Annotated in this window: 15 protein-coding genes; 11 read left to right on the forward strand and 4 right to left on the reverse strand. The window is 36.6% G+C overall.

The features are described from left to right. Positions 1 to 349: 349 nt before the first annotated feature. From M030_RS0115305 to M030_RS25020, 3 genes are all read left to right on the forward strand, one after another. Positions 350 to 655, forward strand: a complete 306-nt coding sequence (locus tag M030_RS0115305) for a helix-turn-helix domain-containing protein (RefSeq protein ID WP_034722737.1) — start codon at positions 350 to 352, stop codon at positions 653 to 655. Beyond that, on the forward strand, positions 652 to 1881 hold the full coding sequence (locus tag M030_RS0115310) for a type II toxin-antitoxin system HipA family toxin (protein WP_027374296.1): 1230 nt from the start codon (positions 652 to 654) through the stop codon (positions 1879 to 1881). The genes M030_RS0115305 and M030_RS0115310 overlap by 4 nt, the downstream gene beginning before the upstream one ends. A gap of 399 nt (positions 1882 to 2280) precedes the next feature. After that, complete coding sequence (locus M030_RS25020; protein WP_081806346.1) at positions 2281 to 3378, forward strand: hypothetical protein; 1098 nt, start codon at positions 2281 to 2283, stop codon at positions 3376 to 3378. Between the two features lie 112 nt (positions 3379 to 3490). Here the strand turns inward: M030_RS25020 and M030_RS0115325 are convergent, their stop codons facing one another. The 3 genes from M030_RS0115325 to M030_RS0115335 all read right to left on the reverse strand — a co-directional run bounded on the left by M030_RS0115325 (position 3491) and on the right by M030_RS0115335 (position 6653). Further along, a complete protein-coding gene (locus M030_RS0115325; RefSeq protein WP_034722739.1) occupies positions 3491 to 4189 on the reverse strand; it encodes a hypothetical protein in 699 nt (232 codons plus the stop codon). Between the two features lie 245 nt (positions 4190 to 4434). Beyond that, on the reverse strand, positions 4435 to 5946 hold the full coding sequence (locus M030_RS0115330) for a serine hydrolase domain-containing protein (protein WP_027374298.1): 1512 nt from the start codon (positions 5944 to 5946) through the stop codon (positions 4435 to 4437). Between the two features lie 125 nt (positions 5947 to 6071). Then, entirely contained in the window at positions 6072 to 6653 is a 582-nt protein-coding gene (locus M030_RS0115335; protein WP_051585112.1) for a YdeI/OmpD-associated family protein, read from the reverse strand. 167 nt (positions 6654 to 6820) lie between these two features. Between M030_RS0115335 and M030_RS0115340 the strand changes: the two genes are divergently transcribed. From M030_RS0115340 to M030_RS0115355, 4 genes are all read left to right on the forward strand, one after another. Beyond that, complete coding sequence (locus M030_RS0115340; protein WP_027374300.1) at positions 6821 to 7321, forward strand: hypothetical protein; 501 nt, start codon at positions 6821 to 6823, stop codon at positions 7319 to 7321. After that, positions 7321 to 7863 carry a TetR/AcrR family transcriptional regulator gene (locus M030_RS25025; RefSeq protein ID WP_027374301.1) on the forward strand — a complete coding sequence of 181 codons (543 nt, stop codon included), beginning with the start codon at positions 7321 to 7323 and terminating at the stop codon, positions 7861 to 7863. Before M030_RS0115340 ends, M030_RS25025 begins: the two co-directional genes overlap by 1 nt. Positions 7864 to 8034: 171 nt before the next feature. Next, positions 8035 to 9048 carry a glutaminase A gene (gene glsA, locus M030_RS0115350; RefSeq protein WP_027374302.1) on the forward strand — a complete coding sequence of 338 codons (1014 nt, stop codon included), beginning with the start codon at positions 8035 to 8037 and terminating at the stop codon, positions 9046 to 9048. A 60-nt stretch (positions 9049 to 9108) separates the two neighbouring features. After that, the gene (locus tag M030_RS0115355) at positions 9109 to 9654 is read left to right on the forward strand and encodes a hypothetical protein (protein ID WP_027374303.1); all 546 of its coding nucleotides are present in this window, start codon (positions 9109 to 9111) and stop codon (positions 9652 to 9654) included. 74 nt (positions 9655 to 9728) lie between these two features. On the opposite strand, the gene M030_RS0115360 is transcribed toward M030_RS0115355, so the two are convergent. Continuing rightward, complete coding sequence (locus tag M030_RS0115360; RefSeq protein WP_027374304.1) at positions 9729 to 10133, reverse strand: DUF3592 domain-containing protein; 405 nt, start codon at positions 10131 to 10133, stop codon at positions 9729 to 9731. 252 nt (positions 10134 to 10385) lie between these two features. On the opposite strand from M030_RS0115360, the gene M030_RS0115370 reads away from it, so the two are divergent. From M030_RS0115370 to M030_RS0115385, 4 genes are all read left to right on the forward strand, one after another. Continuing rightward, a complete protein-coding gene (locus M030_RS0115370) occupies positions 10386 to 11285 on the forward strand; it encodes a CPBP family intramembrane glutamic endopeptidase (protein ID WP_027374305.1) in 900 nt (299 codons plus the stop codon). A gap of 99 nt (positions 11286 to 11384) precedes the next feature. Further along, the gene (locus tag M030_RS0115375) at positions 11385 to 12020 is read left to right on the forward strand and encodes a LysE family translocator (RefSeq protein WP_027374306.1); all 636 of its coding nucleotides are present in this window, start codon (positions 11385 to 11387) and stop codon (positions 12018 to 12020) included. 41 nt (positions 12021 to 12061) lie between these two features. Beyond that, positions 12062 to 12928, forward strand: coding sequence for a helix-turn-helix domain-containing protein (locus M030_RS0115380; protein WP_027374307.1), 867 nt, complete (start codon positions 12062 to 12064; stop codon positions 12926 to 12928). A gap of 145 nt (positions 12929 to 13073) precedes the next feature. After that, on the forward strand, positions 13074 to 13796 hold the full coding sequence (locus M030_RS0115385) for a siderophore-interacting protein (protein WP_027374308.1): 723 nt from the start codon (positions 13074 to 13076) through the stop codon (positions 13794 to 13796). The last annotated feature ends 75 nt before the right edge of the window (positions 13797 to 13871 follow it).

The raw sequence follows: 13871 nt of genomic DNA on the forward strand, positions 1-13871 counted from the left end.
ATAATATTAGTTTATTTTGCTACAATATATAAATATTCTAATTCATTTGCTATAACTTGTTGAACGAAACATCCTGACTGGTTGTTTGTTTCAGGGGCATCAGTAATAGACAAAAAACACAGTATATTAGTTTCTATATTTTTTCAAACATTCCATATTCATCTTATGCATAATTGGGTTGGATTCTACATAAACTATTATTAATTGTTGCTAGTCTAAATAAAACAGTAATTGGAATACCGAACAGTAAAAATAATTGAACAATAAGTTATTTGGACTAACAAATTCAGTATATTTGTAATAAAATAATATTATTTATTATTAAATTATAGCATTAAATACTACTATTATGTTACTTGTTTCTTTGTCCAAGGTTCAAAAAAAACTAGTTGATAATATCCGTGAAAGACGATTGCAAATGAATCTAACACAGGAAGGATTGGCGGAAAGATCGGGTGTACCTTTACCAACTCTAAGGAAATTTGAGCAAAAAGGTTTGATTTCTTTAGATTCATTTTTAAAATTGCTTTCAGTTGTTGGTGGATTAGAAGAAATGGTTGATGTTTTAAAACCGAAGGAGCAGAATTTTAAATCTATTGATGATGTACTGAAATCAGAGGAAAAGCCCATTAAAAAACGAGGAAACAAAAAATGAAAATAGCAATAAGAGAAATAAAAGTAGGATTAAATTTTGGTTTTGGAATTCAACCCGTTGGTCGTCTTGCAATTCGTGATGGTATCATCTATTTTCAATACGATGAAGAATTCCTGCAAAGCAATTTGGAGATTTCACCTATAAAACTTCCTTTGCAACGAGGCGTGATAGAGCTACCAAGAGATCCATTTGAAGGTTTGGCTGGTGTTTTCAATGATAACTTGCCAGATGGTTGGGGAAGATTGCTTTTTGACCGTATGCTTCGCTCGGAAGGAATTTCTCCATCGGATATTTCTCCACTTGACCGCTTAGCGCACGTTGGGTTGCACGGTATGGGTGCGTTGGTTTATGAGCCGGATGAGAGTCCAGATAGTAGTAATGAGATGATTGATTTGGACGTGTTGGCTACTCAAACAGAAGATGTTTTGCAAGGTGATTCGGAAGAAGTGATTGCAGAACTTTTAGCTTTGAACGGATCTTCTGCCGGAGCACGACCAAAAGCATTGATTGGAATTGATAAAGAAAGAAAAAATATCTCCTACGGGGCGAATTTGTTAGGCGACGATTTTGAACCGTGGATGGTGAAATTTCCAAACTCATTAGATGGGAAAGATACGGGCGCAATAGAATATGTTTACGCTTTAATGGCTTTAAATGCAGGAATTAATATGCCTGAAGTACATTTGTTTCCATCACAGAAAGGAAATGGCTATTTTGCCGTTAAACGCTTTGATAGAGAAGGAAATAAGCGTTTCCATATGCATACTGTGAGCGGACTCGTTCACAGCAATTTTAGGTTTCCGTCTCTTGATTATGAAGATTTATTATCATTGACAGGGGTTTTAACCAAAGATATTCGAGAGGTAGAAAAAATGTTCCGGTTAGCAGTTTTCAATGTTATTGCGCATAATAGAGACGACCATGCTAAGAATTTTTCGTTTTTGATGAATGAATTTGGTGAATGGAAATTATCACCCGCTTATGACCTTACTTTCTCATCTGGACCAGGTGGAGAACAAAGCACTATGGTAATGGGAGAAGGACGAAATATCACTGTCAAACATCTAACAAAATTAGGAAGGGAAGCTAAACTATCAAAAGAATTCATAGAGAATGTTATTGATCAAACAAGTTACGCACTTAGTAAATGGTCAAGTCTATCAAAAGATTTTGGGGTTAGTAAATCTAAAAGAGAATTAATAACGAAATTGATTAAAACATTTTAATCGAAAATTTGAGCTATACTTGTAAGGATTCTAACTTTATTTTCGTTAAAAAATTGGTTGAAAACTGAGGTGTACAGGCGAAATGTATCAGTTATCACTGTAGCATTCGGGAAATGTTAATTATCTAATTTACAATTATTTACAAGGTCGGAGGTGTACAGAAGTAGTACAAATGGATTTTTTAAATTTATTGTAAAACACTGTAAAATTCTAGTTTACAAGTATTTAATATGACGAGATTCGTGCGGAAAAGTGGAAAAAAAAGATGTTGCAGCATCTTAATTGTGTACCACTTTTGTACACCTCGTATTATGTAAACCACGATCAATAAATACTTCTTTAGATACTGTATCGGGAAGTAAAAGATATAAATAAACAGTTAAAAAATAAAAATTACAAATGAAAAAACTTTTAGTTATTGTATTGAGTACAATTATGGTGAGTTCCCTTTTTGCTCAAAAAATAAATAAAGGGCAGACCCTGTCTTTTGAAAAGCGTTATTATTCTGAGAACGGAGATTATTACCTCATTTTTCAAAATGATGGAAATTTAGTCTTGTATAATGAAAGAAAAGCTCCACTTTGGGCTTCTAATACTGAAGGAAGAGGAAATAAAGCAATTTTTCAACCCGACGGAAACCTTGTCGTTTATGACAGAGCCAACAAACCTGTTTTCAGCGCAGATACTTATGATAAAAGTGCAGAAAAACTTGTTGTCCAGGATGATGGAAATCTTGTAATTTACAACAATAGAAATAATGCACTTTGGGCATCAAAAAGCAGTGCCGGAAGTCAATCCATTAATAATAATACCGGAATTATTTATAAAGATAAAAGTTTTGGTAAAGATAAAAAGATGTATTCTGAAAACGGACAGTATTATCTGGTTTTTCAAAATGACGGAAATTTAGTGCTTTATAATTACAGAAACTCTCCGATCTGGGCTTCTAATACAGATGGACGGGGAAGCAGAGCTCTGTTTCAGCCTGACGGAAATTTAGTTGTTTATGATAGAGCAAACAGACCTGTGTTTAGTGCGGATACTTATAATAAAGGTGTAGACAGGCTGGTAGTGCAAAATGACGGAAACTTGGTGATTTACGGAAATTCAAATTATGCAGTCTGGGCATCAAAGAGCAGTGAAGGAAGTAAATCCGGAACTCATTACACAGGAACAATCTATAGAGACAAAAGCTTCAGCAAAGAACAAAAGTTTTATTCTGAAAATGGACAACATTACCTTGTTTTTCAAAATGATGGAAATCTGGTATTGTATAATGACAGAAATTCTCCGGTATGGGCCACCAACACAGAAGGAAGAGGAGTAAGAGCTCTATTTCAGGCAGATGGAAATTTGGTGGTTTACGACAGATCAAACAGACCTGTTTTCAGTGCCGACACGTATAATAAAAATTCTGACAGACTCGTAATACAGAATGACGGTAATCTTGTAATTTACAATACTTCAAACGCCGCGGTCTGGGCAGTAAAAAGATAAGGTATGAAAAGAGTTTGTATATAAGTATATTACTCATTCCATCATTTATTTTTCGCATCAGAAATCATATAAGTCTCTATGTATAGGGACTTATATTCGTTTTATGGATACTTTAGCAGATCAAAAGAAGACGTAACTCTCCGTCATTTTCAACAGGAGCCCTATGAATACACGGTAATACTTGTTGTGCAGGATGATCCACTGCCAGTCGCCAGAGCTGCCCTACTCCCAGATTGACAGGCCGGGCATCAGGTTTGGGCTGATAATGGAGATCGAAAAAATATTCTTTTAAAAAAAACTCAAACTCATCATCCGGACCATTGTGTAATTCTTTAAGCCTTTCCCTAACTTCCGGAATCTGGATTTTTTGTTCGGACTGGGCATTAGGGAGAATATCACTTGCTGCACCATGATATGTGCATAAAAAAGTATCTGTACCAATGGGGGAACGGTCGACATGATATGAATAGACATCTGTGGAAATAAAATCAAACTCCTTATCTCTTTCGTAATTTTTGAGCAAATTAAGAGACGGTAACGCTCCGAAATCTGATAGCAATTTTAAATCATTCAGAATAATGTCTCTTGCAGCACTTCCCTTTTCTGAAAGATCCAGAGCTGAAAGATCTTCTGCAGAAACTTCCGTGATATTTTCTTCCAACTGAAGTTTAGATACAATTTCATTAAAGTCACCCGCCAAATCCCTATACCAGCACACAGCATTCATGTTTCCTTGAAAAGGAGTATTGACAAGTTCTGAAAAAGTTGAAACTTTCCTTATTTGATGATTGTCAGAAAATATATTGCTCATATTTAAAATAGACCTGTTGGGTGTTTTTCTTCTTTGCAAAAATAAGAAATGAGGAGAAAAATAATATCATAAGACCATCTGTTTTTACCGATTCTGGCTTTTCATTTTTTTTAGCCTCAATCTCATCCAAAAGCCGATATTCGAAATACAGTTTTACTAATAAATAACATATTCAGAATACTTTAGCGCCAAATCTGCTAAGTAATCCTGTCAAAAAATATAGGAAAGTGATATGAAGTGCGACATTATCGACTTAACTCAACGATAATTTTTTTCGCATTTTCATTAGCAGGATTGAGTTCAACTGATTTTCTGTACATCATTAAAGCTTTTTCTTTCTGGCTGTCTTTGAGAAGTGATTCGCCATAGCTGTCGTAAGTATTGGAACTTTGTGGAAAGAGCTCTGTATTCATTCGGAATGTTTCAACTGCCTGTGGAATTTTTCCTGAACGCAAAAAATCATAACCCAGTCTGTTCATCTGCTGTTCAGAAAGGTAATACTTCGTTGTATCTTTTTGTAAGCTGAGAAGTTCATGTGTAGCGATTGCAGATCCGCTTTTCAGTAAGCTCTTTCCATAAATTCGGGCTATATTTTTTGTAGGAGTTGGTAGTTTCCTGCCAAAAAGAATCATCAATGCTTCCATTTCAAGATCTTCTGCGTTTTGTTGCGTATTATCAAAAACAATGACTACACGCTGGGTATCAGGTTGGTCAATAAAACCTGTTGACAACCCCGGAAGTCCGCCTCCATGCCCTATCAGTTTACCTAAGATGTTATGCTCTTCTATCTGCCAGCCTAATCCAATCCCTGAAGGACTGCCATCACTGAGCCTTACTTCCGTTTGTGCTTTTTTTAAAGTTGATAAAGACAGCAGTTTTCCTTCTGTCAATGCCTGATTAAACTTAAAAAGATCCTCCGCAGTAAGCACAATCTCACCAAAACCTCTGAAATTGAATCTTTTCCAGTATGTCTTATTCGCTGATATTGTTTCCGCATTTTCTTTTATTGAACTAAACATATGATCGATATACAGATTCGATACATTCTTTTTTTCCGAGCCGGTGTAGTTGAAAAAAGGAATTTCCGGAATAAAAGTATCATTCATCCCTGCCGGAGCAAAAATATGCTGTTTCATATAAATGTCGTAAGGTTCACCGGAAGCCTTTTCAATGAGTAAAGCAACAAATACGGAATTAACATTATTATATTCATGTGCAGAGCCGGGTTTGAAAGACAAAGGAATATTTTGATCTGTATATTCCGGCAGGATATCATCAAGTGTGAATACTGCATCCGGATGCTTCTGGATTGTATTTTTAAAAACGGCATCCCAACCCGGCAAACCTGAAGTATGCGAAAGAAGATGGCTGAGAGTGATGTCCGGATAAGGAAATTGAGAAAGATAATTTCTGATGGGTGCCTCCAGATTCAGAAGCCCCTGATCCACCAATTGAAGAGCTGCTGTAGCGGTCAGTAATTTAGTGATGGAACCGATAGGAAAACGTGAGTGTAAAGTGTTCAATCTCTTATGTTCAAAATCAGCAAATCCGAAAGCTTTATGGTAAAGTATATTATTTTTTTCAGCCACGAGAATAACTCCATTAAAATCACCATTTCTGGCTTTTGCAGAAAAATAAGTATCAAGTTTTTCTGCTGTATTTTGTGATTTCAGAACTGAAAAAGAAGCTATTCCCAAGAGTGCGGTTATAAAAAAAATCCTGGTCTGAAGATATCGTGAATATAATGTTGTACTCATGTCTTTTAGTATCATGGTTAAGGTAAGTAAATGTACAAATTCCTTATTAAAAAAGAATACAAACAACTATTAATTAAGACATTACAAAAAACCCCTTCTACTTTTACACCTGCATACCCTTTACATTATCGGAATTGTTGTGGTCTGTTTTTTTGAGAGGCCTGTTTTGCTATTTCATCAAGCCGTTTCTTGCGGGTTTCAGGTCGCTTAGCAAGAACAACCCATTGAAGGAGCATTTTTTTCACCGATTTACTGAGACTCAGAAAATATTCCTTTGAATCAATATATTTTTCAAATGCATCTTCCAGATCCTGAGGAATTATAAGGTCTTCAACACTATCCAATATTTCCCAGGAACCATTTTCCTTTGCGGTTTTGATGCTTTGGTAGCCTGCAGGCATCATGAGTTGATCATCGATGAGTTTCCGAACTTTTTCTTTATTGATTTTAGACCAGGTACTGTTCGGTTTACGTTTGGTAAACAGCTGCATAAACGAGCCTCCATCAACAGATTTTCTTGTACTGTCTATCCAGCCAAAACACAGTGCTTGATCAACCAGATCACCCCAGCGGACCACAGGCAGATTTGATTTTTTGGTATTACAGATCACCCAGACAGATTCTTCGGTCTGATGATTCTCCTCCAGCCATTGTCTCCATTCATTGCAGGCAATGATATATATTTTTTGTCTTCCTGTTGTTTTCATCGAAACCAGTATTTTAAAATGTATTGTTTCGTAAATTTAATAATGATTGGTGACAACCGTTTGTCAGTACAAAAAATATCAGAAAATTTTTAGTCAAAAACATTTTGCAGGATAAAATATTAATTTTACTTTTACATACCGAACGGTCGGTACTAAATAAGAAAACAATGAATACAACAAAACGCATCCAGCTGCTTCTTTTTTTATCAGCAGTGAACTTAACCCTTATGATTCCCGGCGGGTTTATTGAATCAAGGGATTTTTCTCACATTTCAGCAGCCACTTTAGGGATTTTCAACTCTTTCCTGACCCTGTTGGGAATAGTAAGTTTATTTTTAATTTATTGTATAGGTAAGCAATGGAAGTGGGCTTATAAAGGAGCATATATATGTGGAATCAGTTACTTTATCGTTTACACAATCGATTTGCTTGCGATCTTTCCACAGTCTCCTACAGCAATGCCTACTCTACTTTTTAATTTAGAATTTTTGGGAACAGTGCTGTCTATTCCTCTATTTCTGTACGCTGTACGGAAAGCCAGAAGACTTCAAAATACACCCAACCAACAGCAATTTTCGAGATCCATGTATGGGTTTATTGGTGTTGCTATTGTCGTAGGGCTGGGTATTATTATATTTGCAACCACTGCAGCAATGACAGCTAAATAATGGAAACAAAAGAAAAAATACTTCTGGTCTCGTACCAGACATTTATCAATAAAGGATTTCATAATACTTCTATGCAACAACTGGTAGAGGCATCAGGATTTTCCAAAGGAGCATTTTATCATCACTTTAAAAATAAAAATGACCTGTATAAAGAGGTTATCAATCAGTATTTCTTACAATTTTACACTGCTGTAGACTGGAACGCTTACAGGCAGTCTGAATTGACCATCAAAGAGATTGAAACTAAAATCCAGGAATTCTACCTGAATTTTATTCCGCAAATTTTAGCGATTACTGAAAATGGAATGTCTTCCTATTATATTATGTATTTTGAGGCCTTTAGTATTCTCCCTCATTTTAAAGAGCAAGTTACCCAATTTTACAGCAATATGGAAAGCTTACTGATAGATGCCAAAGATAATGACAGCCAATCAAAAAAAACAGCTCTTGAAATTATTACAAAATACGAGGGAATATTATTTTTATTAGCTATAAACCCAGCATTGAACATTGAAGATCTTATAAAACAAATAGCAAAATAGATTGAATATTGCTTTCCAAATAAGCATCTTCCCAAAGAGGTATCTTGGTATTTTTATCAATTGGCCCGGGATGGAACGGATATTGCAAAGAAGAATAGCTCTCAGAAGATGAAATATTTTATCTTTGTTTTCTTGAGGTATACATTAATATTTTATTTGAAACAGATTTTTATGATAAGAAATAGCTTTTTACTTTCCACAAAGGGAATTGTCTTCGCAACCTTTCTTTCCTTCAATACAATGACGTATGCTCAGAAAACGGCAGAGGTTCCTGCAATTTCTGAAAAGACCCTGAGCAGCATTCTGGAAAAAAACAGAGCTTATTATACCGAAGGTAAAGTGGCCGATTATATTCCTGAATTAGGGAAAATGGATGCTAAAGCTATTGCCTTTTCAGTAGTGGATAAAAGCGGAAAAGTCTATAATACCGGTGATGTAAGTAAGAAATTTACCATGCAGAGTATTTCAAAAATTATTGCATTGATGATTGCTGTGAATGAAAAAGGTGAAGCCCATATTTTTGATAAAATGGGCTATTACGGAACCGACAAGCCTTTTAATCATTTTGCCAATCTTGAAACCATGGGCAAACCACTTAACCCGATGATGAATGCCGGGGCTATTCTTACCACTTCTTTAATTTCCGGAGACGGCGAAAAGCCGTTTACAAAAGTGTTGGATATGGTGAGGTATATTACCAAAAACCCAACAATAGACTACAGTAAATCTGTGTACGAATCTGAAAAAACCACCGGTCATCGAAACCGAGGAATGTTCTACATTATGAAAAACAGTGGTCTGATCTCAGGAAATGAGGATCAGCTTGACAATTATTTCAGACAATGTTCCATTGAGGTCACTGCTGAAGATCTGGCTAAAATCGGTTATTTCTTTGCCAATCAATGTGTACGTTTTGACGGAGATACTACCTATAAAAATGCTGAAATTGCCCAATTAATAGAATCCCAAATGCTCACTGCCGGAATGTATGAGTTCAGTGGAGAATATTCCAGAACGGTAGGTTTACCGAGCAAATCCGGTGTCGGTGGAGGAATCACAGTAAGTGTTCCAGGAAAAATGGGAATCGGTGTCTTCAGCCCTTCTTTGGATAAACACGGCAATTCATCTGCGGGATATCATATGATTTTAGATCTGGTAAAGCAATATAATCTGAGCATATTTTAATCTTGCTTTTTCTAATTATTAAAATATTATCTTCGCAGCGTATTAGTAAAACTTGATGATATGAAAAAAATGTTATTTCTGGCTTCGGCCGTACTTGTATTAAACTCCTGCGTTGTATCTACCGCTGCAAAAGTGGTAAAAGGAGCCGTAAATGTAAGCTATAAAGCAGTAAAAGGAACGGTGAACGGTATCAGCTGGGCAGTAAGCAAAGCAAAAGGAAAAATAGATGAAGACCGTCTAGACGGAACCTGGAAAGTAGTAGGCGTATATCGTGGTTCTTTTGAAGATTTCTCTAAAGATCAGAATCCTGAAAGCACTTTTACTTCAGAGTGTACAGATAGCTATGACCAGATTATTTTTAAAGCTAAAAAATCAAAATTCCAGCCTGTACATTGCAGCTCTGAAAAAGAAGACTGGGTAAAATATTCGATGGAATTTGGAAAAAATCCGGCCACCAAAGAAAAAGAGAACTATATTGAATACAATTCCAACAATTATATTTCTGTAATTGACGTAAATAATAAAACGATGGTTCTGGAAGGTAATTTAATGCCTAAACTGGCATTTTCCGGAGCTAAGTTATATCTTTTAGAAAAGGTAAAGTAAAAAAATGAGTGCAGAAAATTGCACTCTTTTTTATCAATTTATAGCCTTTATCTGCCTTTTACCGATATTGGCTTCTATTTTAAATACTGTTCTGCAACAAAATATCCGCCTCCGATCACCAATAGCGGCAAAGCTATAGAAATCCATATAAGAGGCCATGCAAAAATTCTGAAATAGGTGTATAAACCTGCATGGGAAGGATCTTCAGGATCATATATAATTGTTTCCGTATCGCCTATCGTCCAGGCAGGAGGATTACTTCCTTCAGACAGACCATAGGTATATTCAATATGATCTCTGGTTTGAAACGTAAAAACCGGTAAATATACTTCTCCATCTGATTCAATCATACGTAATGAAGTTACCGTTCCGGTTGTTCTTTCTGCTTTTTTCAAAAATGAAAGGGTATTTTTGAGACTAAACACAGCGAGGATCAACAATCCTAATCCAGCTCCGGACATGAGATAATATTGCCACATAACTTTCTATTTTTAATTATTCAAGCTTACGTATCCTATCATTGGATGGCATCGATTGTCAGCAGCAATCAATGTGATCTTCCGGAACCGGTAGAGCTTTTCACAAACTTAATAAAAAAAGCTTTTATTCTTCTTTAAAAGTTTTTTTTTAACACAACCCATGTAATATCAAGGCTTTAAATGTTGTTATTATCTAATATAAACGTAAATTCATCAACCCAACACCAACTATCAATTAAACCCGATCAACCTATGGAAACACCAGCTTCTACCACGGAAATCCGCAAGAATATAGCCACTTATCTGATACTTACTTTGTTTTTTTGTCTTCCTGTCTACTATATGTGCATCCGCACCGGAAAACTGGGTGGCGGAATAATCTCTTATGCAACCATCGTAATGTGGTGTCCGGCAATAGCAGCTCTTCTCACTTGTAGGATCAGGAAAATCCCGATATCGTCATTGGGCTGGAAATGGGGAAATACCAAATATCAGATAATGGCCTACTGTATTCCTCTTCTTTATGCTTTTATCCCTTATCTGATCATCTGGATCACCGGAGCCGGTGGCTTCTACAATCACGAATTCGTAAAGGAAATCGGAAAAGGAATGGGTTGGGAACTGTCTGACGGATTAACAATTGTCTTATATGTTATCTTAATGAGCAGTTTCGGGATGGTACGATCTGTAGGATCTGCTTTGGGTGAAGAAATCGGTTGGCGCGGACTTCTGACTCCACAACTGGCAAAAATCAACTCATATACTGCTACTTCACTATGGATGGGAGTCATCTGGTCATTGTACCACTATCCTTTGTTATTATTTTCAAATTATAATACAGGCGGGCCCAAATGGCTTGCTTTGACCTGCTTTACCATTATGATATTTACCTGCTGTTTTATTTTCACCTGGCTAAGGTTGAAATCCGGCAGCCTTTGGACCGGAGTGTTTTTACATGCAAGCCATAATCTTTTTATCCAGTCTATTTTTACACCGTTTACCACAGAAACCGGAAATACCAATTACTATATTGATGAGTTTGGAATTGCACTTCCCATTGCCACCGTGGTTGTGGCCTATTTCTTCTGGCGGAAAAGAAAAGACTTGCCTGAGCTGAGAATCGAAAATTCAGATTCATCAGTTAATACTTAAACATTACAAAAAAAGAATAGGAGTATCTTTTTTTAAAATCAGATCACAAACAGTACGTATCTTTGTACCCATATCAGATCTTTAGTACACCAACCGCCTATGATCCCACTTCACGACCTTCCGTTCTTTATGCTGGCAGCACTTATTCTTGCCATCAGCCCAGGTCCCAATATGATTTATTTGATTTCAAAATCAATTACGCAAGGTAAAAAATCAGGATTTATTTCTTTGACGGGAGTCATTTGTGGCTTTATATTTCACATTATTATGGTTTCTTTTGGCCTTACAGCTGTATTATTGGCCGTTCCATTCGCTTATACGGTTCTTAAAACGGCAGGAACAATTTATCTCTTGTATCTGGCTTATCAGGCCATTAAACCTAAAAGCAGAAATATTTTTGAAGTAGACCATACCGGCACATATGATCGTCCTAAAAAACTATTCACTGTCGGCTTTTTAACTAATGTTCTTAATCCTAAAGTGGCTGTGTTTTATTTATCATTTTTTCCTCAATTCATTAAACCCGGATACGGATCGGTATTTACTCAGAGTTTAGAATTGGGTATTGTGCAGGTGATACTAAGTTTCACTGTTAATTTCATCATCGTCCTTACTGCAGCCAAAGTTGCCACATTTTTTTCAAACAATCCTGTGTGGATCAAGGTTCAGAAATGGTTTATGGCAAGCGTACTCACCTATCTTGCAATAAAGATGGCTTTTTCAAAGGCTAAATAGCCAAACATATATTGTAGCTTTGTGAAACCGGTTTAAACAAGATGAAGACAATTCCTACTTATGATTTAAAAGATATTTCGGAGCACCGATTTCATATCAAAAGAATGGATCTTCGTACTCAAAGCACAGAAGATATTCTTATGGATAAAGGAATACATCGGGACAGCCACTACATTTTCACCTGTATGGAAAGCGGACATGTCAAAATGATGGTTGATTTTAATATGATTGAAGCGCAAGGATCCGCTATTTTTTGTGTGTTACCCGGGCAGGTACATCAGGGCATCCTCATGCAAGAGGTCAACGGATGGTTTGTTGCGGTAAAAGCAGATCTGGTTCCGGATGCTGTGCGTTCTGTTTTTGAAGAATCTCTGGAAGGAATACGACCTCTGAGTCTTAATAAAAACCGGATCGAAAAAATCAGGACTGCAGCAGCCATGCTTCACGCGTCTTATACTGATGAAGCGCTTTCTTCCAAAGAAGGATTTTTAGTCGTTCAATCATTACTTAATGCCTTTTTAGGGATGTTTGCGGTGATGTATTCACAGGAAAATATCTCCCGTTCTATCGGAGACAACCGTTCTTTACAACTAACAAGAGCCTTCAGGATAATGGTAAGAAAAAACTACAAAACCATGAAAAGTCCATCCGAATATGCCGAAATGCTCAATATTTCCAGAGGCTACCTCACGGAAGTTGTCCGTGAGGTAACAGGAAAACCCGTACAACACTGGATTCATCATGAGATTTTAACGGAAGCCAAAAGACTGCTGGCGTTTACCCATCTTACCGTAAAGGAGATAGCTTATGACCTGGGATATGCAGATCACACGTATTTTACACGCTTATTTTCAAAAACAGAAAACCAGTCACCTTCGGAATTCAGGAAGGGAAATGGAAAGCAATAAAGAAGCTGGAAGTTGGGCGCCGGACGTACAGCAGGTTATCCTATATTCTTATTCTCTCTGTTCAACCACGAAATATCCAATCAATTCCCTGAAACCGCTATGGTAATATTTTAAATTTGAAGCTTCCTTTGTAAGAAAATTTTTTATGCCAAGCCTACCAAAATGGATTAACGACACTGTAGAAAATGTCTGGTCCTCAAAATTTAAAGATTGTACTGTCGTTCATATAGAAAATATTACTGCAGATCTTAAAAAAATCCGTTTTGAATCCGATTTGCAGGATGTCCAGTTTGAACCTGCTTACGCCATCGGAATACGAATCAATGACAGAGATTTCCGTAATTATTCCCCTTTTAATTTTAACAGAGAAGCAGGAACCTTTGAGGTATTATTCCATGTGCATGATGATACTGCGGCAGGAAGTAATTTTGTTACGAGATTATCTCAAGGCGACTCTATAAAAATATTGATGCCAAGAGGAAAACGTTTTTTTGAACCCGGTTCAAAAGTCCATTTTTCTATCGGTGATGAGACTTCGCTGGGTAGTTCCCTTTCCATCAGAGAAGCTGCAGAAGAAAACGGTGCGCTGTTTGTATGCCTTCACGAGCTGGAAGAATGTTCTGCGCTTGAAAAACTGAATTTATACGGATACCACAGTCCTAAAAAAAGCATAATGAGAATGATAGAGGCACTCACCGACTTTTTGAGAGAAGAAAAAGAAGCGGTCTCTCACGATGATATTGTTTTCTACCTTACAGGAAATGGGGAACGCATGTCATTGATCAGGAAGTTTCTAAAAGCGAAGGGTGTTTCTCCACGATGCATCAGATCGCAAGCGTACTGGATAGAGGGTAAAAAGGGATTGTAAAAAGAGAATTTGTAAACCAGAAAGTCCGGAGCTGGAAGATATATCATTCAGTACTTCCAGCTCCGGACTTCAAAA

The organism is Chryseobacterium sp. UNC8MFCol (assembly GCF_000482305.1).
Classification (GTDB): Bacteria; Bacteroidota; Bacteroidia; order Flavobacteriales; family Weeksellaceae; genus Chryseobacterium; species Chryseobacterium indologenes.

Bases quoted from the DNA above. Each gene is read 5' to 3' on its own strand.
- M030_RS0115305 (WP_034722737.1), top strand. From the start codon at position 350: ATGTTACTTGTTTCTTTGTCCAAGGTTCAAAAAAAACTAGTTGATAAT.
- M030_RS0115310 (WP_027374296.1), top strand. From the start codon at position 652: ATGAAAATAGCAATAAGAGAAATAAAAGTAGGATTAAATTTTGGTTTT.
- M030_RS25020 (WP_081806346.1), top strand. From the start codon at position 2,281: ATGAAAAAACTTTTAGTTATTGTATTGAGTACAATTATGGTGAGTTCC.
- M030_RS0115325 (WP_034722739.1), bottom strand. From the start codon at position 4,189: ATGAGCAATATATTTTCTGACAATCATCAAATAAGGAAAGTTTCAACT.
- M030_RS0115330 (WP_027374298.1), bottom strand. From the start codon at position 5,946: ATGAGTACAACATTATATTCACGATATCTTCAGACCAGGATTTTTTTT.
- M030_RS0115335 (WP_051585112.1), bottom strand. From the start codon at position 6,653: ATGAAAACAACAGGAAGACAAAAAATATATATCATTGCCTGCAATGAA.
- M030_RS0115340 (WP_027374300.1), top strand. From the start codon at position 6,821: ATGAATACAACAAAACGCATCCAGCTGCTTCTTTTTTTATCAGCAGTG.
- M030_RS25025 (WP_027374301.1), top strand. From the start codon at position 7,321: ATGGAAACAAAAGAAAAAATACTTCTGGTCTCGTACCAGACATTTATC.
- glsA (WP_027374302.1), top strand. From the start codon at position 8,035: ATGATAAGAAATAGCTTTTTACTTTCCACAAAGGGAATTGTCTTCGCA.
- M030_RS0115355 (WP_027374303.1), top strand. From the start codon at position 9,109: ATGAAAAAAATGTTATTTCTGGCTTCGGCCGTACTTGTATTAAACTCC.
- M030_RS0115360 (WP_027374304.1), bottom strand. From the start codon at position 10,133: ATGTGGCAATATTATCTCATGTCCGGAGCTGGATTAGGATTGTTGATC.
- M030_RS0115370 (WP_027374305.1), top strand. From the start codon at position 10,386: ATGGAAACACCAGCTTCTACCACGGAAATCCGCAAGAATATAGCCACT.
- M030_RS0115375 (WP_027374306.1), top strand. From the start codon at position 11,385: ATGATCCCACTTCACGACCTTCCGTTCTTTATGCTGGCAGCACTTATT.
- M030_RS0115380 (WP_027374307.1), top strand. From the start codon at position 12,062: ATGAAGACAATTCCTACTTATGATTTAAAAGATATTTCGGAGCACCGA.
- M030_RS0115385 (WP_027374308.1), top strand. From the start codon at position 13,074: ATGCCAAGCCTACCAAAATGGATTAACGACACTGTAGAAAATGTCTGG.